The organism is Streptacidiphilus sp. PAMC 29251 (genome assembly GCF_054208735.2).
Genome location: NZ_CM135725.2, coordinates 807,346 through 828,244, shown reverse-complemented (window position 1 = coordinate 828,244; position 20,899 = coordinate 807,346). Strand labels below are relative to the sequence as shown.

The following is a 20,899-nucleotide window of genomic DNA, read 5'->3' as shown; positions in this document are numbered from 1 at the left end:
CTGGTACGCCGCCCCAGGCCACCGGCGCGGTCGAAGATCGGGCAGGGTTGACGGCGCCGCAGCAAACGACCGGGAGCAGGTCGCCGACCGAGGTGCTGACGGATTGCGCAACTGTGGTTAGCATGACTGGATGTGACGGAGTTTCAGATTGGCCTGTCGCGCCATGCCCGTTCCGAGAAGTTGCGGGACCTGGCCTGGCAGTCGGGGGTGTTCGGCGGCGTGGCCGCCTGGGGGTACTTCTCGTTCAGCCCGTTGGGGGTGGCTCTGATCGGCCTGCGGGGCTGGGGCGCGCTCGCTTTCTGGTCGGCTCTGGGGATCCTCAATGTCGTCGTCTGCCTCAACCGCTGGTTCGCGGTGACCTGGGTCGACGAGGAGGGGATGGAACTGCGTTCCTTCTTCACCCACCGGCGCATCCGCTGGGCCGAGGTCGGTGACATCGTGGTCGAGCGGCGGCCCGTGGACAAGTTGTTGGCGCTGAGGATCTACCTCACCACAGGATCCCGGGTGAATGTGCCCGGTGCGCTCGCGCCGAGCGAGAGCGGCATCGCCGCCGCGGATCTCCTGGACAAGGCGACAGCCCTTCACCAGCACTGGCGTCGGGTGGTGGGACCGGTCGACGGGCGGGGCGCGCTCTAGACGAGCGGCCCGCGTGGAGACACCCGCTCGCTCGCGGTGCGCTCGTTCCAGGCATTGGCCAGTTGGACGCGGGAGCGTACGTCGAGCTTGGCGAAGATCGAGCGCAGGTGTGTGCCCACGGTGTTGGGTGACAGGCCCAGGGTGCGGGCGGCGGAACTGGTTGGTCTGACCGGCGCTGATCAGCTCCGCCACCCTGCGTTCGGCCTCGCTCAGCGCGGCCCACCCGGTCCGCGGGCGCTCGAGATCATTGATCCACTGGGAGCGCCGGATCCCGGCTCCGCGCATGGTGTTCTGCAACGAGAGCACTGATCCGCGGGCGCCGATCCGGTGGTAGAGGTCCCAAGCGAGGTCGAGATTGGCCGCACCCTCGCTCCGCTGCCCGGCGGCCAGCAGCGCCCGGCCGTAGTCCTCGTGGCCGCCGGCCCTCAGCGCGGGCCGCGGGCTGTGCGCGAGCACCTCGGTGCCGCGCCGCAGCAGGGTGAGGTCCTCGCGCAGGGTGCCGCGCAATTGCAGCGCGATTCCCTCGAAGCTGGCCACCCCGGGGTTGCGGGCCGCCCCCTCCTCGGCGATGGCCACCGCGTGCTCGGCGAAGCCCAGGTCGCCGGCGGCCAGCCCGAACCGGGTGAAGCCGCGCATCCAGCCGGGCCACCAGGGCCAGTAGGTCGGCGACTCCTCGGCCCGGTGCAGGGCGGGGGAGAGGACCGCCATCGCCTGGTCCAGATTGCCCTCCGCCGCGCTGATCCAGCCCTGGAGCAGGTGCAGGCCGGGCAGCCGGACCTGGTCGTCGGCGTCCACATGGGTGTGGGCCGGGGCCAGCCGGTTGCGGGCCTCGGTGAGGTCGCCGCGCAGCAGCGCGACCGAGCTGGTGATCATCACGGCCTGCAGCCCGTGGGTGTGGTTGCCGAGCTCCTCGCTCAGGGCGATCAGGGTACGGGCGGTGGAGTCGGCGTCGTCGAGGCGGCCCAGGCTGTACTCCTGCCACAGCTGCGCGTACAGCACCGAGGGCAGGATCGCCTCGACCTGGTTGCGGGCATCGGTCCGAGCCGCGCTGAGCATGGTCTCGGCCTCGGCGAAGCGGTCCAGCAGTTGCAGCGCCAGTATCTCCTGGGCCAGATGGGTGTGGCCCGCGGTGCTGCGCAGTTCGCGGAAGCGGGTCAGCGCCTCGGCGTGGTGCCCGGAGTTCTTGGCGACCTCGCCCAGGGCCTGGAGCGCCACGGTGACGGCCTCGCGGTCGCCGGTCAGCCGGGCTTCGGCCAGGGCCGGTTCCGCCGCCTGCCGGGCGACGTCGGCGGGCTGGGTCCGGGTCAGCGCCAGGGCGCGCGCGGAGCCGAGCCGGGACCGCAGCGCACGCGACAGACCGGGCTGGGACAGCGCCGCGTCGACCCTGGTCAGGGAGTCGGTGACGCGGCCCATCAGCCACAGCGCCCTGGCGGCCAGCACTTGGACGCGGGCGGTGGCGGCCGGCTCGTCGGAGCGGGCCAGCAGCAGGTCCGCGACGGCGACCGCCTCGCTGCAGCGCTGGACCCGGGAGAGGATGTCGACGCAGTGCTCCCCGACCTCCAGCCAGGCCGGCTGGGCCGGGCGCAGCAGCTGGAAGGCCTGCAGCGCGAGGTCGCCCGCGGTGTGCGGCATGGCCGTGACGGCGGCGTCGGCGGCCTGGGTGAGGATCCTCGCGCTGGCCAGGTCGCCGGGGGTGGCGCTGGCCCGGGCGTGCGGGGCGGTGCTGAGCGGGCCGTGCCCCGTCGCCATCAGGTACTCGGCGCAGCGCTGGTGCAGTGCGCGTCGGGTGGCCTCGGTCAGGTCGGCATAGACCGTCTCGCGGACCAGGTCGTGCCGGAAGCCCAGGCGGTGGTCCCGGGAGGTGAGCAGACCGGACGCGACGGCGGCCTCCACCCAGTCCCACACCGAGGCGGCCGGATGCTCGGCCAGCAGCGCGGTGGCGTCGTCGACCGCGAACGGCCGCCCGAACACCGCCGCTGTCTGCACCAGTTGGCGCGCGCCCGGGTCGAGGCCCTGCAACTTGCGGCGGGTCGCGAAGACGAACTCGGTCGGGACCTGGTCCTGCGGCTCGCCGTCGGCGCGGGCCCGGACGACGCCGTCGAGGATCTGCGCCACGAGAAAGGGGTTGCCGCCGACCCCGTCGAGCATGCCGCGGACCTTCTCCGCAGGGGCGGCGCCGAGCCGGTCCTGCGCGAGGGCGGCCACATCGACGGCGCTCAACGGCCCCAGCTGAATCCGCTCCAGGGGGACCGAGGGGATCTCGGCCTGCGCGAGATCCGCGACCAGGCCACCGCCGGCGTCCCGTCCGGCGAGCACCCAGACGATGGGCGACCCGGCCAGACGCGCGGGCAGGGCCCGCAGCACGAACCGGGTCAGCCGGTCCACCCACTGCGCGTCGTCGATGGCGAAGACCACCGGAGCAACACAGGCCGCCTTCTCCAGCCGACTGCTGACCTGCTCCAGCAACCGCAGCGGCTGGTCGATGCTGCCCTGAAGTTCGTCCATTACGTCAGAGCTGATCAGGGGAGATGCACCGGACCGCAGGGCCAGCAGCAGCGCCGCGCCCGGGGAGATCTGACCGACCTCGTCGGCCTTGCCCACCCCCGCGGCGAACCCGCGGGCCCTGGCCTGGGCGACCAGTTCCTCCAGCACCGCGGTCTTGCCGATGCCGGGCTCACCGGTCAGGACCACGATCCCGCTGCGCCCGTCCCTGCCGGTGCGCCGGACCACCGCGAGGGCCGACGACATCGCCGTCGCCCGTCCCCGCAGGACGGTCCTGGCCACGTACATGGCTCCAGCGTAGTCAGTTGTGCATCGCGATGCACAACCCGCAGCCCGTGCGGCCTACGCCTTGCCGAGCAGTTCCCGGACGTGCTGGATGATCTCCTCGTTGGTGTAGGCGTGGCCGGCGATGCCCCAGCCGCCGGGGACCGCCTCGGTGAGGGCGACCCAGGTGCGCTGCTCCAGCGCGGGGTCGTCGGCCGCCTTGGCGATCAGGGCGGTGAAGTCCTTGACCAGCCCGAGCTGCTGCTCGCGGTCCAGCGCGCCGGCGTTGGTGGTCACATGCACCCGCACGCTGGAGCTGCCGCCGCCGGCGGTGGAAAAGGAGTCCGGTTCCAGGTCGTGGATGAACGCGGCGGTGTTGTCGAGGAAGAAGGGGATCGCGGGCACCTTCTCCCACCGCATGATCGTCTGCGCGAGTTCCTGGGCGAGTGCGTGCTTGTCGTCGAACGTCCCGGCCGGGGCGTATACGTCGATCATCGGCATGGTGACGGCCTCTCGAGGGTGAGGGTGGGGTAATCCATGGCGCTGTCCCCAGTGTGGATCGACCGCACTTCCCGCTCACTCACCCAAACACGTGAGGGTCGGACACCCCCTGGCCGAGTGACCTGATCAGGTCGAGCGCGCGGCCCAGGGTGTCCAGCCGTGCCGCCAGGGTGTCGCCCGCGGGGTAGAGGCGGACGGTGGTGACTCCGGTGTCCTGCCAGACCCGCAGCCGTGCCCGCACCATCTCCTCGGTGCCGATCAAGGTGGTGGCCAGCACCATCTCGTCGGTGACCAGGCCGGCCGCGCCCGCCTTGTCGCCGGCCTGCCAGCGCTCGCGGACCTGGGCGGCGACCTCGGCCCAGCCCTGGCGGCTGTAGGCGTTGTTGTAGAAGTTGGTCCGGCCCGAGCCCATGCCGCCCAGCGAGAAGGCGAGTTCCTTCTTGCGCCCGGCCACCAGGGCGGCCAGCTCCCGCTCGTCCGCGGCGAAGGAGACCTCTGCGCCCTGGCAGACGTCCAGGTCCGCGCGGGACCTGCCGCTCTGTTCCAGGCCGGCGTCGAGGTGGGTGAAGTACGCGGCCGAGCCCTCCGGGACGAAGCTGGTGCCCAGCCAGCCGTCGGCGACCTGGCCGGTCAGTTCCAGCATCTTCGGCGACATCGCGGCCAGGTGGATCGGCACCTCGACCGGGGGCGCCGACACCCGCATCGGACGGCCCTCGCCCCCGGGCAGCGGGATGCTGAACTCGCTGCCCTGGAAGGAGACCTTCTCCCCGCTGAACACCTGGCGGATGATCTGCACGCTCTCCCGCATCCGGGCCAGCGGCCGGGCGTAGGAGACCCCGTGCAGCCCCTCGATCACCTGCGGACCCGAGGCCCCCAGCCCCAGCAGGAAGCGCCCCTCGGACATATGGGCCAGGGTCATGGCGGTCTGCGCGACGGCCACCGGGGTGCGGGTGCCCAGCTGGATGACCCCGGAGCCGAGCAGCATCGTGCTGGTGCGTGCGGCGAGGAAGCCCAGCGCGGACGGCGCGTCCGAGCCCCAGGCCTCGGCCACCCAGCAGATGTCCAGGCCGAGCTTCTCCGCCTCGCAGGCGAAGTCGAGGGTCTCCTGCCAGGTCTCGCCGCCGGAGGCCTCGATCGTGGTGGCGGTACGCATCAGCGGGCTCCCTCGGCGGTGTTCGCGGTGTTCGCGGTGTTCGCGGTGTTCTCGGCCAGATCCTTGATCGCGGCGAGGTTGTTCCTGATCCCGGTCTCGAACTCGCGCATACGGACGAACACGATCTTCTGCTCCTTCTCCGGCATGGCGTCGATCGCCAGGCTCAGCCCCGATCGGCCCGGGCCCATCTGCATCCACTGCTCCAGCACCGTGCCGGCGCCCTCCGGCCGCAGGGTGAAGCGCCAGACCGCGGTCGGCAGGTCCGGATCCTCCACTGCCCAGGCGAACCGGTGCGGCGGCTCGCACTCGACCACATGGCAGGTCGTCTCCCAGGCGCCGAGGTCGCGGTGGGCGCTTCGGCCCAGGAACCGCCGGCCGGCTGCCGGCGCCGTACCGGCATCGAGCCAGCGCACCTCGATCAGCTCGGAACTGAGCCGCGGCATCAGCGCGATGTCGCTGACGAGCTCCCACACCCGCGCGCACGGGGCCTCGATGTAGGCCTCGGCGGCGACGGTCGGGGTGTCCGCGTACCGCTGTCCTGTCCATTCCATCCGCGAGCCCCTTCGTATCCGGCAGAGATGTACTGACCAGTACAGTTTGCGTAGATGGACTTACTAGTCAAGGAAGCAGCCCCGCTCCCGTAGACTCCTGGAATGAGGCGCACCTCGTTCGCGAACTGGCCGTGCACGGTGGCACGGACCATGGACCTGCTCGGCGACTGGTGGACGCCCCTGGTGCTGCGGGAGGCGTTCTACGGCATCCGCCGGTTCGACGAGTTCCAGCAGGGTCTGGGGATCGCCCGCAACACTCTCTCCGACCGGCTGCGCAGGCTCGTCGAGGAGGGGCTGCTGGACAAGCAGCCCTATCAGACGGACCCGCTGCGCTACGACTACGTCCTGACCGAGAAGGGCGAGGACTTCTTCCCGGTCCTGGTGGCGATGATGCGCTGGGGCGACCGGTGGCTGGCCGACGACGCGGGCGTGCCGGTCACCCTGCACCACGACCGCTGCGGGCACGACATGCACCCGCGTACCGTCTGCGACGCCTGCGGCGAGGACATCGCCTTCGCGGAGACCTCCATGCGACTCGGCCCCGGCTACCCGCCGCGCCTGGCCGAGCGGGAGGACATCCGGCGACGGTTCGCCCATTGAGGGCCCCGCTGGTGCTCTGACGAGCAGAAACAACTTTTCCGGATGGGGCTGCAACAGAAGTGCGCGGTCGTGGCGTTAGTGGGGCATGGAACACATGACAGCCACTGGTACGGCAGCACGATCGCGGGGCCGGGGCCATGATCCTGTCGACTTCCAGGACTTCGCGCTGGGCCGGGGCGGGCAGCTGTTCCGGACGGCGTTCCTGCTGACCGCGGGGGACGCGCACCTGGCCGAGGACCTGGTGCAGGAGGCGCTGGGGCGGATGTTCGCGCGCTGGGGACGGTTGTCGCGCATCGAGAATCCGGCCGGCTACGCCCAGACGGTCCTGGTCAGCGTCTTCGTCTCGCAGCGCCGCAAGCGCAGCAGCGGCGAGTTGCCGACCGAGGACCTGGCGGAGCGGGCGGGCGGCCGGCCCGACCAGGAGGATCCCGCGTTGCGGGTGACGCTGCTGGCCGCGCTGCGGGAGCTCGCGCCGCAGGACCGGGCGGTCCTGGTGCTGCGCTACTGGGAGGACCGCAGCGTGGAGGAGACGGCGGCCGCGCTGCGGCTGACGTCCACGGCGGTGCGCTCGCGCAGCAGTCGGGCGCTGGAGCGGTTGCGCGGAGTGCTGGGCAGCGGCTTCGCCGAGTTCGCCGAGCGCTGACCGTCCCCCGGCACGGAACATTCATCGAGCGTCAAGCATCGAGCAGGGAAGCAGAGGGATGTGGCATGTCATCAGACAGTGAGGCCGAGCTTGTGCGGCAGCTGAGGGCGGTGGCCGAATCGGCGGTGCAGCCGGCTCCGCAGGACCTGTACGCGGGGGCGGTGGGGCGCGGGCGTGGGATCCGCCGGGCGACCAGGATCAAGCGGGTTCTGGTGGGTGCGGCGACGCTGGGAGTGGTCGCCGCCGTGGGGGTGCCGCTGCTGGGCGGCGCCGCGACGACGACCACCGGGACCGCAGCCGCGTCCCCCACCAGGACAGTTGCCGGCAGCAGTACGCGGACGGCCGCGGCGACGACGCCGCCGCCCAGCACGGCCTGGATGCCGGCCTATGTGGCGCAGACGCTGAAGTCCCTGCTCCCGGCCGGCTCCACCACGGTCAAGGAGGCCGACCTGGGCGGGGTCTCGCTCCAGGTGTTCGCTCCTGAGGTGCAGGCGCCCGGCGGGCAGTCGTTGGCCGTGCTCAGGACGGACCTGGAGACGCCCAACGGCAAGTCCACGATCTCGCTGAGCGTGGGCAAGGGCGTCCAGGACTTCCGCTGCCCCGGCAAGAAGGTCGCGCCGCACGACGTCTGCACCACGACGCCCCTGAACGGCGGCACCTTCTACGTGGACCAGTCCTTCAAGGACTACACACATGGGACCGGGGTCGCCATCTGGTCCCTGGCCTGGAACGGGCCGGACGGCCAGGAGCTCTCCCTGGGCATGTCGACGGACGCGAAGGCCCAGGGGCTGACGGTCCAGCAGGCCAAGGCCCTGCTGACGGCCCCGGCCTGGGAGCGGGTGTGGAAGGCGCTCCCGGCCACCTGCCGCTACGGCGTGATGGACAACCCGCACATCACGCAGACCATGGTGATGCAGCAGGCGAACCTGTTCGTCTGCGCCACCAGCCCGGCCACCGCCGTGCATTTCCCCAAGTAAGGAGCCTGCCTTCGTGGCGTCCCACCGTCGTCTCAAAAGTCCGGGCCGGGCCCGCATGGGCGCGCTCACCGCCGCCGCGGCCACCACCGTCGCGCTGGGCGCGGTCGCCACGCAGTCCGCGCAGGCCGCCCCCACCCAGACCGCCGCGCAGCTCAAGGCGCAGATCGACCAGCAGAACCAGGAGGCCGACCAGGCGGTCGAGCAGTACGACGCCGCGCAGGCCCAGCAGCAGGCGCTGCAGAAGCAGGTCAACCTGCTGCAGGACCAGGTCGCGCGTCAGCAGGCCCTGGTGAGCGCCAAGTCCGTCGCGCTCGGCCAGGTCGCCAGTGCGCAGTATCGCAGCGGGTCGATCGACCCCTCGGTGCAGCTGATGCTGTCCGCCGACCCCACCGAGTACCTGAACCAGGCCTCCACCATGAGTCAGGTGACGGTCAGTCAGGCAGCGTTGCTGGAGCAGCTCCAGGGCGAGCAGCAGACGCTGGACCGGGAGAAGGCCGAGGCCGGGGGCAAGCTGAAGGCCCTCGACGCCACCGGCAGGCAGCTCGCCGCTGCCAAGGCCTCGGTGCAGCAGAAGCTCGCCGCGTCCAAGGCCAGGCTGGCCTCGCTGACCACCGCCCAGCGTGCCGCGGTCACCAAGCTGGAGAACGCCGGCAGCAGCAACGGCAGCGGCAGCACGTATCACCCCACGTCGGCCGGCACCGGCGTCGGCGGGAGGGCCTTCGCCGCCGCGGAGACCCGGCTCGGCGACCCCTACGTCTGGAGCCACACCGGGCCCGACACCTTCGACTGCTCCGGGCTGACCCAGTGGGCCTACAAGCAGGCCGGCCTCTCGATCGGCCGGACCACCTACGACCAGATCCACTCCGGCACCGCGGTCACCTCCACGGCCGACCTGCAGATCGGCGACCTGGTCTTCTTCAACAACAACACGCATGTGGGCCTCTACGCGGGCGGGGGCTACATCCTGCACGCCCCGCACTCCGGCACCGTCGTCAAGATCGAGAAGATGAGCTACATCGGCACGATCTACGCGATGCGCCACATCTAGCCGGACCCGGATGAACTCGTCGCACTGCGGTCGGCATCGACATGCCCAGTAGGGTGGTCCGATGTTCGAGCAGTTGGAGATCAGGGTGCTGCCGCCGGGGCCCCGGCGGTGACCCCGGTGGGCCCCCGGGCGGACGCCGGCTCCGAGGCTCACCAGGGGCACGGTTGTGCGGGCTGGAGGTGGCGTGCCGTAATGGGCTGATGTCCATTCAGGAGGTTACTGTGCGAACTCGATTAGGTGCGGCAACCGCCGCCGTCTCCGTGGTGGCGGCGCTGCTCGTGGCCGGCGGCCCCAGCGGGGTCGCGGTCGCCCACGGCGGCCCGGGCGGACCCGGTGTCCCGCCGATTCCCAAGGCCGCGGTGGCGACCGGCTCCGGCGGCGCGGTCGCCAGCGTATCGGAGTACGCGACCGCGGTGGGGCTGAAGGTGCTCAAGGGCGGTGGCAACGCCGTGGACGCCGCGGTGGCCACCGCGGCCGCGCTCGGGGTGGTCGAGCCGTTCTCCGCGGGGGTCGGCGGCGGCGGGTACTTCGTCTACTACAACGCCCGGACCCGGACCGTCTCCACCATCGACGGGCGCGAGACCGCGCCGGCCGCCGACGACCAGAGCCTGTTCCTGGAGAACGGCAAGCCGCTGGCCTTCGCCGACGCGGTGACCAGCGGGCTCTCGGTCGGGGTCCCGGGCAGCCTGGCCACCTGGCAGACCGCGCTGGACCGCTGGGGAACCAGGTCGCTGGGGCAGCTGTTCCAGCCGGCCGAGTCGATCGCGAGCCAGGGCTTCACCGTCGACCAGACCTTCCACGACCAGGTGGCGCAGAACCAGACCCGGTTCGCCGCCTTCCCGGCCACCGCCGCGCTGTATCTGCCGGCCGGTCAGCCGCCGGCCGTCGGCAGTACGCAGACCAACCCGGATCTGGCGAAGACCTACCAGCTGATCGGCCGCAAGGGCATCGGTGCGCTGTACGGGGGCAGTGTGGGCGCGGACATCGCGAGCACCGTGCAGCATCCGCAGACCGCGCCGGGGACGACGCTCACCGTGCGTCCCGGCAAGCTGACCGCGGCCGATCTGGCCGGCTACCGGACCAAGCTGCAGCAGCCGACCCATGTCGACTACCGCGGCCTGGACGTGTACTCGATCGCGCCCTCCTCCTCGGGCGGCAGCACCGTCGGCGAGGCGCTGAACATCCTGTCCCACTTCGACCTGAAGAACGCCTCGCAGACCCAGTACCTGCACGACTACCTGGAGGCGAGCCGGATCGCCTTCGCTGACCGCAACCGCTGGGTGGGCGACCCGGCGTTCGAGACGGTGCCCACGGCCCAGCTGACCTCCCGGCGGTTCGCCGACTCGCGCGCCTGCCTGATCAGCCCGACCTCCAGCCTGACCAGCCCGCTGGCGCCCGGTGACCCGTACCACCCGTCGAGCAGCTGCTCGACCACCGCTCCGGCCGCGCCCACCGGGTACGAGGGCACCAGCACCACCAATCTGACGGTGGCCGACAAGTGGGGCAATGTCGTCGAGTACACCCTGACCATCGAGCAGACCGGCGGCAGCGCGATGACCGTGCCGGGGCGCGGGTTCATCCTCAACAACGAGCTGACCGACTTCGACTTCACCCCGCTCGCGGCCGGGGTGCCCGACCCCAACCTGCCCGCGGCGGGCAAGCGGCCGCGCTCCTCGATCTCGCCGACCGTGGTGCTGGACCACGGCCGCTTCGACTTCGCGACCGGCTCGCCGGGCGGCGCGACCATCATCACCACGGTGCTGCAGATCCTGCTCGGACACATCGACCGGGGGCTGACCCTGGAGCAGGCGATCGCCGCGCCGCGCGCCAGCCAGCGCAACGGCGCGCACACGGACGTCGAGCAGGCGTTCCTGGACCAGCCGTACGCGGCGCAGCTGCAGGCGCTGGGGGAGAGCTACAACGCCCCGGCGGAGATCGGCGCGGCCACCGGGATCCAGGCGCTGCCCGGCCGCGGCTACCTCGCGGCGGCGGAACCGGTACGCCGCGGCGGCGGGTCGGCGGGGGTGGTCACCCCGCGCGGTTGAGCCCCGGCGCGGGGGCCCGGCGCACGGGCCCACCCCCGCGCCGCCGATTGTTGCAGGAGTGCGAAATGTTCCGCGGACGGGTGGATCACCCGTCCGCGGGCGGGTCGGAGCGGCTAGCGTGAGCGGCGATCACCCATGTGAGCGGTGCTCTCTGTTCGGCCGGAAGGGGACCAGGGTGTCCGACAGCGCCGTGCCACGCGGGACGTTCAGCGCCCTGCGGGTCCGTGACTACCGGGTCTACTGGAGCACGGGCCTGGTCTCCAACATCGGCTCCGCGATGCAGGGGGTGGCGCTCGACTGGTTCGTGCTGACGCTGACCCACAGCGGGACCGCGGTCGGCTGGGCGGCGGGTCTGCAGTTCGCCCCGGTGCTGCTGTTCGGCCTGTGGGGCGGAGTGCTGGCGGACCGCTGCGACCGGCGCACCCTGCTGCTGTGGACCCAGTCGCTCTACGCGGTGCAGGCGCTGCTCCTTGCGGTGGCCGTGCTGTCGGGGCACGCGCCGCTGTGGATGGTCTATCTGCTGTCGTTCGCCCTGGGCTGTGTCTTCACGGTGGAGAACCCGGCCCGGCTCTCCTTCGTCACGGAGCTGGTCGGCGGATCCCTGATCCCCAACGCGGCCGGGCTGAACATCCTGTCCATCACCGCGGCCCGCCTGATCGGACCCGCCATCGCCGGGGTGCTGATCGGCGTGATCGGAACGGGCTGGGTGTTCGCGGTGAACGGGCTGTCCTTCGCGGCGGTGCTGGTGGGCCTGCTGACGATCCGTCCGCAACCGCGGCCGGCCCCGCCGGTGCGGACCGCCTGGGCCGGGGCGGGTGCGGAGGGGCTGCGCTATGTCGCCGCCCGGCCGGAACTGGTCGCGGCGTTCGCGATCTTCGGCCTGGTGGCCACCTTCGGGATGAACTTCCCCACCACGCTGACGCTGTTCGCAGCCCGGGTCTTCGACGTCGGTTCCAGCGGACTCGGATTCATGTCGACCGCGCTGTCGGTGGGCACGGTGGCCGGAGTACTGGCGGCCGCCCGGCGCGGGTCGCCACGGGTGCGGACCGTCGTCGTCGGCGCCCTGCTGTTCGGCGCGGCCGAGGCAGCGACCGCGCTGATGCCCTCCTACCCGGCCTTCCTGGTGCTGCTGCTGCCGACCGGGTTCGCGCTGATGATGGTCAACACCGCTGTCAGCGCCTTCGTCCAGGCAGAGGTCGACAACGCCGTGCGCGGTCGGGTGATGGCCGTGTACACGGTGGTCTCGATGGGCGGCACCCCGCTCGGCGGCCCGGTGATCGGCTGGGTCTCCCAGGAGGCCGGGGCGCGCTGGGGAATGGCGTCGGGCGCGGCCGCGTCCGTCCTCGCCGCCGTCACCGTGGCGCTCTGGCTGTCGCGCCTGCGCCGGCGCACCCGCGTCGACGCCGCGACCGGCCTGCCCCGGCGGGCCGGCGGCCGGCCGGACGGACGTCCCGTCCCGGGGACCGCCTCGGGGACCGTCCCGGGCGCCGTGGCGGCGCCCGGGACGGGACAGGACTGCGTCAGCCCACGTTGAACGCGTGGTAGACCGTCTCGGTGGAGGTGTCCCCCGCCGTGTCGGCCACGACCGTGCGCAGGGCGACCGATCCCTTGCTGCCGGGCTCGGGCACCTTGGCCACCCACTGCGACCCGGACTTCCGGACGCTGAGGGCGTGCCAGGTCTTGCCGCCGTCGTGCGAGGCGTAGACCTTCAGCGACTTGACGTGCTCGGCGGCGAACGGGCCGCCGTTCCACTCCGCGGTGCTGCGCAGCAGCGAGACCCCGACCGAGGTGGTGCTGTGCTCGGCGGCGCTGTTGTAGCGGTTCAGCCCGGCTGGGGAGAACCCGGTCAGGTAGCCGGGGCTGACCTGGGAGTGCGCCGGGTCGGCGTGGAAGTGCCAGTCCAGCGTGACCTCGTTGGACAGCGGCGCGGCGTGGACCCGGGTCGAGGTGTCCTTGAGGACGTACCAGCCGGCCTTGGCCAGGTGCACCGAGAAGGTGCTGCCCATGCCGTAGCTGGTGGTGATCGTCTTGGTCTTGAGGACCTTGCCGCCCAGACTGAGCGAGACGGTGTTGCGGGTGTCCACGTTCGTCTGGGTGTTGCCGGAGACGTCCCCGATGGTGCGCTCGGGGGTGTAGGTGAGGCTCCGGTTGGCGACCACCGGCAGCCCGGAACTGGGCCCGTACACCGCCCGGCCGAAGGTCTGGCCGTAGCTGTGTCCGCCCTTGTAGGTCCGCCCGTCGGTGGAGGCGTTGTCGTTGGCGTTGTAGGCGTTGAAGTCCCAGTCGCCCGGCGTGACGTAGGCGGTGGCGTTGTAGGGGCCGCCGTTGACCCCCATGTAGGTCGCGCCGTACACCAGGTCCTCGCACAGGGTCCTGCGGTTGGTCGGGCTGACGCTGACCGCCCCGGTCGGCGCCGGGGTCTCGCCGGAGCGCACCGACAGTGCGATCTTCGCCAGCTTCGACTGGTGGAAGGAGGCGGTGGGCCTGCTCGGCAGCCCGGTGGTGGCCCCGGTCACCAGGTACGCCTTTTTGGCGCTCGGCCCGTTGACCTCGTCGTCGGAGACCCAGCTGCCCAGCCAGGCGAAGTGGAAGTAGCTGGAGCGGTTGGGCACCTCGTAGATCTGCCCCGGCACGTTGTAGGCGCCGACCAGTCCGTTGGCGTCGTCCCCGGAGCAGACCGCCGCGGTCTGCAGCGGGCGGTACTCCTTGCCGGCCGCACCGGACACCGCGTCGACCGAGGTGCGCAGCAGTTTGCCCTTGCGGGCGTCCAGGGTCAGCTTGTTGTTCCCGGTGACCGAGAAGCGGACCGCGACGATGGTGTCGGACATCAGGTACAACGACTTGTTCGGCGTCTCGATGTCGACGGTGACCGACCAGAGCCCCTTGGCCAGCGAGATCCGCTTGCCGCTCTTGGCCGAGACGTACGCGCCGGTCTTGGTGTTGACCAGGTGCAGGTCCGATGTGATCTTCGCACCGTTGCGACCGATGGTGGTCACGGTGAGGCTGCTCCCGGCCGCCTGCGCCGGAGTGGCGGACAGTGTGCCGAGCACCGGAACCATCGCCGTTGCCACGGCGAGGCCCAGCGGTATTCGCCGCATGGCGATCCCCCCTGTATGTGTGATGTGAACGCGAAGATAGCGCCACGACACCCGGTCCGCACACAGCGGGGCCCCACGTTCGCGCGGTCATCGGGGTGCCCGGGCCGGCCGTGGCAGGCCGCTCCGGACACCTCGTCCCGCTTTGTCTAGCCGAGGGTGAAATCGTCCGCGTAGACGTTCGCCTGGCCGTACCAGCCGTGGACGTAGACGGTGACGGTTCCGCTGCTGCCGGTGGTGAAGGTGGTCGTCAGCTTGTTCCAGCTGGAGCTGTTCGACCAGGTGCTGGCGCTGGCGCCGCCGCTGACGCCGAGGTAGGCGTACGGGCCCTGCACCCAGCTGGTCAGCGTGTAGCTGTGGTTGGGGGACAGGGTGACGGTCTGGTCGCACTCGCCGGTGCCGCTGGAGCTGGGAGTGGCCTGGAGGGCGTGGCTGCCGGAGTGGACCGGGCTGGAGACCACGCTGCTGCCGCCGGTGCAGGTCCAGGGGCTGAGGCTGCCGGTCTCGAAGCCGGCGTTGGTCAGCGAGCCGCCTCCGCCGCCTCCGCCCCCGCCGCCACTGGTGGTGACGGTGAGCGTGTAGGTCGCGCTGTGGCTGCCGGTGGAGGCGGTGCCCTTGACGGTGATCGGGTAGCTGCCCGCGGCCACCGACGAGCCGACCGTCGCGGTCAGCGTCGAACTGCCGCCGGAGCTGACCGAGGCGGGGCTGAAGGCGACGCCGACGCCGGAGGGCGCGCCGGTGGCGGAGAGGCTGACGGACTCGGCGCTGCCCGAGGTGACGCCGGTGGAGACGGTCGCGGTGGCGGAGCCGCCCTGGGCGACCGACGCCGAGCCCGGTGCCACGGACAGCGAGAAGTCACTGGTGGTGCCGCCGCCCCCGCCGCCGCCCGAGCTGCCCTCGTACGGGACGAACGCGTCGGTGAAGGCGAGCTGGTTCTGGCTGATCTCGGTGCAGGTGGGCAGTGAGTTGCCGCTGCTGCCGCAGGCCTGGTCCCGGGTGATCGCCCAGAAGGCCAGCCGCCCGACGCCGTGCTGCACGGCGAAGCTCTCCACCGTCTGGGCGTCCGCCAGGGTGAAGGTGGAGCCGTCGTCGTTCTTGCCGATCATCGGGGTGATCCCGAGGTTGGCGTAGGTGTAGCCGGAGTCGACGGACTGCATCTGCGCCAGCGTGGCCTGGGCGGCGGCGACCGAGCCCTGGCCCATCTCGGTGCCGGTGCCCGCGTAGTAGTCCATGGTCATGATGTTGACCACGTCGATCCTGATGCCCGCGTTCTTGGCGGCCTTGAGGATGTTGACGCCGTCGTTGGTCAGACCGCTCGCCAGCACCGGCAGGGTCATCGAGAACTGCAGGCTCGGGTTGGAGGCCTTGAGGTCCTTCATCGCCTGCATCTGGCGGGCCGCGGCGGCGGTGTCCGCGATGGCGGCGCCCTCGATGTCGAAGTCGAGCTGGGTGACGCCGTAGTCGTTGATGATGGCCTGGTAGCCGGCGTCGATGCTGCTCTGGTTGGAGCAGGTCCAGGCCAGCGCCAGACCGCTCGATCCGCCCGAGGAGATGATGACCGAGGCGCCCTCCGACTTCGCCCGGGCGATCTCGGGGTCGGTGAAGGAGTCGGCGCCGATGGGGAGGGTGTCGCCCCAGATCTGGTTGCAGCCCTCGCCGAGCACGAAGGCCGCGGTGTAGGCCTTGAGGTGGTGGCCGGTGATGGCCGTGTCCAGCAGGCCTTCCTGCCCGTTCGACAGGTCGACGTAGGGGGCCACGGAGTAGACGCTGGTCGCGGCGGCGCTGCTGGTGGGGGCCAGGGCGACGAGCGCGCCGGCGGTCGCGAGCGCAAGAGCGCAGGCGGAAGCGGCAGTTCTTGCCAGGTGCATGACAGTGATCCCTCTCGGGAATGCCCGTCGGGCGTGGGGGCGTGGGGGCGTGGGGGCGTGGGGGCGTGGGGTGTCGTGCGGCTCAGGCCTGGCGTGGTACATACCAAACAACCTGTGCGCGTCCACGTCAAGAGGACTAGACCAGATAGTGCCCCGGCGAGGCCGCTGCGGCCGCTCAGCCGGATCGGCGCAGGGCGGCCAGGAGTTCCAGCGTCCGCGACTGCTCCGCCGCGTCGCCGATGACGCTGACCAGCACGTCGGTCGCCCCGGCGGTCGTGAACGCGCGAAGCCCGTCGGCCACCGCGTCCTCGTCCCCGGCGAGCACCGTCTGATGCACCCCGTCCAGCCGCTGACGGTCCAGCAGCGCCCGATAGCTGGGCAGTTGGGATGCCCGGCCGACCTGCTCCGCCACCTGGCGCCGCAGCCCGTCCGGATCGGCGCTGACACTGGCGACGACGCCGGCGACGATGCGTGGCGCGGGCCGCCCGGCCGCCGCGGCGGCGGCGTCGATCCGCGGCTTCACATGCCCGCCGATCGTCTCCGGGGTCGCCCAGGTGGTCACCGTCCCGTCGGCCAGTTCACCCGCGATGCGCAGCATCACCGGCCCGAGCGCCGACACCAGCACCGGCGGCGGCGTCGCGCCCGGCACCTCGATCGTGGCCGTCGCGCGCAGCGTCTCGCCGCGGTAGTCGGTCGGCTCCCCGCGCAGAAGTGGCAGCAACGCCGACAGATACTCGCGGACGTGGCGCGCCGGCCGGTCGTAGGAGAGCCCGAACTGGCCCTCTATGACCGGCAGATGACTCGGCCCGATGCCGAGGGTGAGACGGTTGCCGGTGGCGCCCTGGACGGTGAGCGCCTGCGCGGCCAGGGCGATCGGGTGCCGGGGGTAGGTCTGCACCACCGCCGTCCCCAGTTCGATGCCCGGGACCTGCTGCCCCGCCAGAGCCGCCACCGTCAGCGCGTCCCAGCCGAAGACCTGGTTGAAGAAGACGCTGTCGAGACCGGCCTGCGCGGCCAGCCGGACCGAGTCCAGCGCCGCTGCCACGCTCGACAGTCCGCCGACATAGAGGCCTATGCGCATGATTCCCCATTCCCCGGCAACATGAATCCAGTATTCACCTTCCGCGCCCACCCTACCGTAAGATGAACCGCAGATTCATATTGCTCTGAGGAGAGGCGAAGCATGCGGGCCGATGCCCTGCGCAACCGGGAGCTGATCGTCGCGGCGGCGCTGGACGCGTTCACCGAACGCGGCGCCGACGCCTCGATGGAGGAGATCGCCCGCGCCGCCGGGCTGAGCGTGGGCACGCTCTACCGTCACTTCCCGGACCGGCAGGCCATGCTGGAGCACATCGCCGTCAACGCGCTGGACGACCTGCTCGCCTTCGGCCGCGCGGCCTGCGCCGCTTCCGCGTCCGCCGCCGCCTCCGCCGCCGCCTCCGCGTCCGCCTCCGCCTCCGCCGAACGGGATCAGAGCCGTTGGCAGCTGCTGCTCCAGGTGGTGGAACACTGCTGCGGACTGCCGCTGGCGCTGACCAAGTCGCTCTCCGAAGCCACCGGGCCGGACCCGCAGGTGGCCAGGCTCTCCGACGAGACCAAGGCCCTGTTCGAAGACCTCGTGCGCGGAGCCCAGCAGGAGGGCAGCCTGCGCCGCGACCTCCCGCCCAGCGAGGTCATCGCCGTGCTGAACGTGGCCGTCTGCCGCCCCGACGCCCGCGCCGACGACCCACTGACCACCGTCCTGCTCGATGGCCTGCACATCCCTCTTCGCTGAGTCCCGCCCAGCGAGGAGGGATGGAACGGCGCGGGAAGTGCGCCGCGGCGCGGCGGGATCAGTCGGCCAGCTGGTTGATGGCAGCGGCAGTGATCCCCTTGATGTAGCTGGGGTCGTTGGTGGGCTGACCGGTGAGTTCGACGATGCCGAACCGCTGGCCGCTACGGATGACGGCGACACCGCCGGCGACCACACCGTCGCCGTTGAAGGCCGGGTACCAGTGACCCTCGCCGGCCGGGACGGTGATCGCGTGCCCCGCGCCGTAGTACCAGTGACCGGCCGGCTCGTCCTGGCAGCCGCGCACCAGCTTGTTGAGCTGCGCCTCGAACGAGGCCGCTGCTGTGCTGGTGGAACCGTCTGCGACCGACTCGGTGAGCAGGGAGTCGGGGGTGTCGAAGGTCCAGGTCACGTCGGCGTAGGCGGCGGCCTTCCCCTTGGTCAGCGTGCGCATCGTCTCCTCGCCGGAGCACGCCGAGAGCGCCTGCTTCCCGGCCAGGTCGATCGTCGCGCCGACCGGGCCCAGGCCCTGCTGGAAGAAGGCCTCGCTCTGGATCAGGTCCCCGGAGCCGAGGCCGGGCTGGGCGAGCGCGGCGACCGGCGCCGTCACCGGTCGGCTCGGAGAGCCGGTGGCCGCGGCTGCGGTTTCGGCATGGACGCCGATCCCGACCGCGATCAGGGCGCCTACGGCGGCTGCCGTGCCTGCGATTCGCCCGCTGCGCGAGAGTTCCTTGCTGGCTGCTCGGTTGTCGAACATCTCATCCCCCTGTGTGTTCACGACGCGGTTCGCGTCTTCGTACATCAAGGGAGATGCACGGTCCGGGGGAGAAGTTGGATGGCGATCCTTCAGAGTTCTGCCAAGGCCGTACGAACGATCCGCGTCATCGCGGCCGTGCCCAGGCAGGCATCGATCTCCAGGATCCCGTAGTGGGTACCGTTCCAGAGGACGGCGATGCCGCCGCACGGCTCCTTGCCCCGTGGCGCGGCGCCCGCGGTGTTGAGGTCACCGTCGTAGAGACCCATCCAGCTCGCGGAGATGCTCGGAGCGATGCTCATCGTCTGCGTCGGCCCGTAGACCCAGTGGCCGGCCGGTTCGGTCTGGCACGGCACCTCCTCCAACAGCAGGCGCTCGGTGAAGTTCTGAGCGAATGCCGGGCTGAGGGCCTCAGCGGCGACCTCGCGGGCGACCTGGTCCCGATGTCCACCGCCAGCGTGTGGTCGTCGGGGTCCGTGGCCTTGGTGGTCATCAACCCGCGGAAGTATGCGCCCGGCCCGCCCAAGGTGTCACCCAGGGTCTTCTCTCCCGCGCAGGCCGGGTTGCTGTACCTGCCGTCTCCGAAACGGTCCTGCACATAGATGTGCTGGGAGATTCCGACCTCGCTGAAGTCGGCCGCCGCCAGCAGGTGCCGGACCGTCATGGGTCCGTCGGCGGGTTTCGTCGTCGGAGCGCCGCCAACCGCCGAGGGGGACGCCGCGGCCGGTGCTGCCACCGGAGCAGCCGCGGCAGAGCGAGCGGGCAGGGCGAAGCGGCCGGCCACCAGGCCAAGCCCGATGGCTGTCACCTGGATGGCGACGATCGTCCGATTGCGCACCGCTGTACCTTCCCCCGTCCCTGGTCAAGCCGATGCCTCAGCCACCGCCGAGGCCGATGCCTCAGCCGCCGCCGAGGTGCTCCCGCATGAAGCGGCGAGCCTGATGGATGCGGTCCTTGACCGTACCCAGGGGAGCGCCGGTGATCTCAGCGATCTGAATATAGGTCAGGTCTCCGAGATCGCGAAGGACGAAGGATTCCACGAGAGCCGGATGCCGCCCCTCAAGCGCGGTCAGCGACTCCATCAGGTCCAGCCGGGTCCCGCGATCACGCTGGTCGTTCGAGGGTCGACACCGTCGGGAACGACCTCATGACTGTCCTCCGCGCGCCGGCGCATCGAGCGGTACGTGGACCGGGCGGCGTTCGAGGCGATCACCGTCACCCACCCGAGGAACGAGCCTCGCCCGCTGTAGTCGCCCAGATGGGTGCTGATGGACAGCAGGGCATCCTGCGCGGCCTCTTCGGCGTCGGCCTGGTGCGGAAGGAACCTGGAGCAGCGGCGCATCACCGTGGGTCGAAGCCTGGCAAGGAGGCGCTCCAGGGATTCCCGGTCGCCTGACTGGGCGGACTCGACCAACTGTGCCAGCTCGTCCTCTTCGACCATCGCGCGTTCCCCCGTTGCCGTCCGACCTGCGTTCTCCGGCCGCACCGAAGCCCCCGCGGTCCCATCGCCCTGCCGTCTCAGGCAGAATGTTTCCATATGCGGAAGCTAGGTCGTTACCTTCTCGAGGACAGACTGGGCGCCGGCTCGTTCGCCACCGTCTGGAAGGCCTACGATCCTGAGCTCGACACCGACGTCGCTGTCAAGGTGCTGGCCGACAACTGGGCGTCGAACGCCGATGTACGCGAGCGGTTCCTGGCGGAGGCGAGGCTGCTCCGCAGGATCTCCAGCCCGCGTGTCGTCCGCGTTCACGACGTCGGCGTCGAGGACGACCGACCGTACTTCGTCATGGACTACATCCAAGGCGGCACCCTGGCCGAGAGGGTCGGGCACTGCCGTCCCGCGGAGGCACTCCGGCTGGCGGCCGAGGCCGGCTGCGCCGTTCAGGTGCTCCATGACGCCGGTGTCATCCACCGCGACGTCAAGCCGTCGAACCTGCTGCTCGACGCCGGCCGCACACCCGCTGCCGTACTGGTCGCGGATCTCGGCAGCGCGAAGCAGCTCGCCGACGCGTCGGGGCTGACCGTGACCACGGGCACTCCCGCGTACATGGCGCCCGAACAGGCCTTCCAGACCACCGGGTTCGATGCTCGGGCCGACGTGTACGCCCTGGGCGTCGTGGCGTTCGAGCTACTCACCGGATCCAAGCCGTTCGGTGCGGGCGGTTGGGCCACCCTCAGCACGGTGGAAGCGTCGGCGTTCTCATGGCCGACGCTTCCCGGGGAACTGGAGGTTCCGAACGGTATCGACGCACTTCTTCGCGCAGCGCTGTCCGTAGATCCCGACGACCGGCCTCAGACCGCGCAGATATTCGCGGATGCGCTGTCACAAGGGGGCGGGGGAGGGGGAGCGGGAGGGGAATGGGCTCCGGTCAGGCCTTCGGTCAGCTCTTCGGTCAGGTCTTCGCGTCCGCGAGCCCGGGTGGTCTGGCTTGCGGCGGTCGTCACCTTCCTGGTGACAGCGGCGCTGACCTGGTGGGTTCGCTGAGCGAGG

19 protein-coding genes are annotated in these 20,899 nt (G+C 71.2%); 8 read left to right on the top strand and 11 right to left on the bottom strand.

What is annotated here, in order from left to right:
- Positions 1 to 117: 117 nt before the first annotated feature.
- The 4 genes from ACXKR8_RS03900 to ACXKR8_RS03885 all read right to left on the bottom strand — a co-directional run bounded on the left by ACXKR8_RS03900 (position 118) and on the right by ACXKR8_RS03885 (position 5,607).
- Complete coding sequence (locus ACXKR8_RS03900) at positions 118 to 3,426, bottom strand: ATP-binding protein (RefSeq protein ID WP_462100313.1); 3,309 nt, start codon at positions 3,424 to 3,426, stop codon at positions 118 to 120.
- Positions 3,427 to 3,480: 54 nt separating this feature from the next.
- Positions 3,481 to 3,897, bottom strand: a complete 417-nt coding sequence (locus ACXKR8_RS03895) for a tautomerase family protein (RefSeq protein WP_458271490.1) — start codon at positions 3,895 to 3,897, stop codon at positions 3,481 to 3,483.
- 85 nt (positions 3,898 to 3,982) lie between these two features.
- Positions 3,983 to 5,056 carry an LLM class flavin-dependent oxidoreductase gene (locus tag ACXKR8_RS03890; RefSeq protein ID WP_458271489.1) on the bottom strand — a complete coding sequence of 358 codons (1,074 nt, stop codon included), beginning with the start codon at positions 5,054 to 5,056 and terminating at the stop codon, positions 3,983 to 3,985.
- Positions 5,056 to 5,607: an SRPBCC family protein gene (locus ACXKR8_RS03885; protein ID WP_458271488.1), complete on the bottom strand. Its 552-nt coding sequence runs from the start codon at positions 5,605 to 5,607 to the stop codon at positions 5,056 to 5,058. The genes ACXKR8_RS03890 and ACXKR8_RS03885 overlap by 1 nt, the downstream gene beginning before the upstream one ends.
- Positions 5,608 to 5,709: 102 nt before the next feature.
- On the opposite strand from ACXKR8_RS03885, the gene ACXKR8_RS03880 reads away from it, so the two are divergent.
- The 6 genes from ACXKR8_RS03880 (at position 5,710) to ACXKR8_RS03855 (ending at position 12,454) form a co-directional block, all read left to right on the top strand.
- Positions 5,710 to 6,207 carry a winged helix-turn-helix transcriptional regulator gene (locus ACXKR8_RS03880; RefSeq protein WP_458271487.1) on the top strand — a complete coding sequence of 166 codons (498 nt, stop codon included), beginning with the start codon at positions 5,710 to 5,712 and terminating at the stop codon, positions 6,205 to 6,207.
- Positions 6,208 to 6,301: 94 nt separating this feature from the next.
- A complete protein-coding gene (locus ACXKR8_RS03875; protein ID WP_458271486.1) occupies positions 6,302 to 6,850 on the top strand; it encodes a SigE family RNA polymerase sigma factor in 549 nt (182 codons plus the stop codon).
- Positions 6,851 to 6,915: 65 nt separating this feature from the next.
- Positions 6,916 to 7,827 (top strand): hypothetical protein, encoded by a 912-nt coding sequence (locus tag ACXKR8_RS03870; protein ID WP_458271485.1) that lies wholly within the window; start codon positions 6,916 to 6,918, stop codon positions 7,825 to 7,827.
- A 13-nt stretch (positions 7,828 to 7,840) separates the two neighbouring features.
- Complete coding sequence (locus ACXKR8_RS03865; RefSeq protein ID WP_458271484.1) at positions 7,841 to 8,875, top strand: C40 family peptidase; 1,035 nt, start codon at positions 7,841 to 7,843, stop codon at positions 8,873 to 8,875.
- Between the two features lie 200 nt (positions 8,876 to 9,075).
- The gene (ggt, locus tag ACXKR8_RS03860; protein ID WP_462100312.1) at positions 9,076 to 10,920 is read left to right on the top strand and encodes a gamma-glutamyltransferase; all 1,845 of its coding nucleotides are present in this window, start codon (positions 9,076 to 9,078) and stop codon (positions 10,918 to 10,920) included.
- Positions 10,921 to 11,095: 175 nt separating this feature from the next.
- Positions 11,096 to 12,454 carry an MFS transporter gene (locus ACXKR8_RS03855; RefSeq protein WP_458271482.1) on the top strand — a complete coding sequence of 453 codons (1,359 nt, stop codon included), beginning with the start codon at positions 11,096 to 11,098 and terminating at the stop codon, positions 12,452 to 12,454.
- Here ACXKR8_RS03855 and ACXKR8_RS03850 read toward each other — a convergent pair.
- From ACXKR8_RS03850 to ACXKR8_RS03840, 3 genes are all read right to left on the bottom strand, one after another.
- Positions 12,441 to 14,018 (bottom strand): hypothetical protein, encoded by a 1,578-nt coding sequence (locus ACXKR8_RS03850; RefSeq protein WP_458271481.1) that lies wholly within the window; start codon positions 14,016 to 14,018, stop codon positions 12,441 to 12,443. The two genes, ACXKR8_RS03855 and ACXKR8_RS03850, sit on opposite strands and share 14 nt — an antisense overlap.
- Positions 14,019 to 14,164: 146 nt before the next feature.
- Positions 14,165 to 15,883, bottom strand: coding sequence for a carbohydrate binding domain-containing protein (locus tag ACXKR8_RS03845; protein WP_458271480.1), 1,719 nt, complete (start codon positions 15,881 to 15,883; stop codon positions 14,165 to 14,167).
- A 175-nt stretch (positions 15,884 to 16,058) separates the two neighbouring features.
- Positions 16,059 to 16,964: a TIGR03564 family F420-dependent LLM class oxidoreductase gene (locus ACXKR8_RS03840; protein ID WP_458271479.1), complete on the bottom strand. Its 906-nt coding sequence runs from the start codon at positions 16,962 to 16,964 to the stop codon at positions 16,059 to 16,061.
- A gap of 102 nt (positions 16,965 to 17,066) precedes the next feature.
- On the opposite strand from ACXKR8_RS03840, the gene ACXKR8_RS03835 reads away from it, so the two are divergent.
- Positions 17,067 to 17,657 (top strand): TetR/AcrR family transcriptional regulator, encoded by a 591-nt coding sequence (locus ACXKR8_RS03835; RefSeq protein WP_458271478.1) that lies wholly within the window; start codon positions 17,067 to 17,069, stop codon positions 17,655 to 17,657.
- Between the two features lie 58 nt (positions 17,658 to 17,715).
- Here ACXKR8_RS03835 and ACXKR8_RS03830 read toward each other — a convergent pair whose 3' ends face one another.
- The 4 genes from ACXKR8_RS03830 to ACXKR8_RS03815 all read right to left on the bottom strand — a co-directional run bounded on the left by ACXKR8_RS03830 (position 17,716) and on the right by ACXKR8_RS03815 (position 19,849).
- Positions 17,716 to 18,411, bottom strand: a complete 696-nt coding sequence (locus ACXKR8_RS03830) for a hypothetical protein (RefSeq protein WP_458271477.1) — start codon at positions 18,409 to 18,411, stop codon at positions 17,716 to 17,718.
- A gap of 89 nt (positions 18,412 to 18,500) precedes the next feature.
- On the bottom strand, positions 18,501 to 18,773 hold the full coding sequence (locus ACXKR8_RS03825) for a hypothetical protein (RefSeq protein WP_462100311.1): 273 nt from the start codon (positions 18,771 to 18,773) through the stop codon (positions 18,501 to 18,503).
- 534 nt (positions 18,774 to 19,307) lie between these two features.
- A complete protein-coding gene (locus ACXKR8_RS03820) occupies positions 19,308 to 19,490 on the bottom strand; it encodes a sigma factor-like helix-turn-helix DNA-binding protein (RefSeq protein ID WP_462100310.1) in 183 nt (60 codons plus the stop codon).
- Complete coding sequence (locus tag ACXKR8_RS03815; protein WP_462100309.1) at positions 19,490 to 19,849, bottom strand: RNA polymerase sigma factor; 360 nt, start codon at positions 19,847 to 19,849, stop codon at positions 19,490 to 19,492. Before ACXKR8_RS03815 ends, ACXKR8_RS03820 begins: the two co-directional genes overlap by 1 nt.
- Positions 19,850 to 19,945: 96 nt before the next feature.
- Between ACXKR8_RS03815 and ACXKR8_RS03810 the strand changes: the two genes are divergently transcribed.
- Positions 19,946 to 20,893: a serine/threonine-protein kinase gene (locus tag ACXKR8_RS03810; RefSeq protein WP_458271474.1), complete on the top strand. Its 948-nt coding sequence runs from the start codon at positions 19,946 to 19,948 to the stop codon at positions 20,891 to 20,893.
- The last annotated feature ends 6 nt before the right edge of the window (positions 20,894 to 20,899 follow it).

Bases quoted from the DNA above. Each gene is read 5' to 3' on its own strand.
- ACXKR8_RS03830 (WP_458271477.1), bottom strand. From the start codon at position 18,411: ATGTTCGACAACCGAGCAGCCAGCAAGGAACTCTCGCGCAGCGGGCGA.
- ACXKR8_RS03870 (WP_458271485.1), top strand. From the start codon at position 6,916: ATGTCATCAGACAGTGAGGCCGAGCTTGTGCGGCAGCTGAGGGCGGTG.
- ACXKR8_RS03845 (WP_458271480.1), bottom strand. From the start codon at position 15,883: ATGCACCTGGCAAGAACTGCCGCTTCCGCCTGCGCTCTTGCGCTCGCG.
- ACXKR8_RS03900 (WP_462100313.1), bottom strand. From the start codon at position 3,426: ATGTACGTGGCCAGGACCGTCCTGCGGGGACGGGCGACGGCGATGTCG.
- ACXKR8_RS03835 (WP_458271478.1), top strand. From the start codon at position 17,067: ATGCGGGCCGATGCCCTGCGCAACCGGGAGCTGATCGTCGCGGCGGCG.
- ACXKR8_RS03890 (WP_458271489.1), bottom strand. From the start codon at position 5,056: ATGCGTACCGCCACCACGATCGAGGCCTCCGGCGGCGAGACCTGGCAG.
- ACXKR8_RS03880 (WP_458271487.1), top strand. From the start codon at position 5,710: ATGAGGCGCACCTCGTTCGCGAACTGGCCGTGCACGGTGGCACGGACC.
- ggt (WP_462100312.1), top strand. From the start codon at position 9,076: ATGTCCATTCAGGAGGTTACTGTGCGAACTCGATTAGGTGCGGCAACC.
- ACXKR8_RS03875 (WP_458271486.1), top strand. From the start codon at position 6,302: ATGACAGCCACTGGTACGGCAGCACGATCGCGGGGCCGGGGCCATGAT.
- ACXKR8_RS03885 (WP_458271488.1), bottom strand. From the start codon at position 5,607: ATGGAATGGACAGGACAGCGGTACGCGGACACCCCGACCGTCGCCGCC.
- ACXKR8_RS03815 (WP_462100309.1), bottom strand. From the start codon at position 19,849: ATGGTCGAAGAGGACGAGCTGGCACAGTTGGTCGAGTCCGCCCAGTCA.
- ACXKR8_RS03895 (WP_458271490.1), bottom strand. From the start codon at position 3,897: ATGATCGACGTATACGCCCCGGCCGGGACGTTCGACGACAAGCACGCA.
- ACXKR8_RS03810 (WP_458271474.1), top strand. From the start codon at position 19,946: ATGCGGAAGCTAGGTCGTTACCTTCTCGAGGACAGACTGGGCGCCGGC.
- ACXKR8_RS03840 (WP_458271479.1), bottom strand. From the start codon at position 16,964: ATGCGCATAGGCCTCTATGTCGGCGGACTGTCGAGCGTGGCAGCGGCG.
- ACXKR8_RS03850 (WP_458271481.1), bottom strand. From the start codon at position 14,018: ATGCGGCGAATACCGCTGGGCCTCGCCGTGGCAACGGCGATGGTTCCG.
- ACXKR8_RS03820 (WP_462100310.1), bottom strand. From the start codon at position 19,490: ATGGAGTCGCTGACCGCGCTTGAGGGGCGGCATCCGGCTCTCGTGGAA.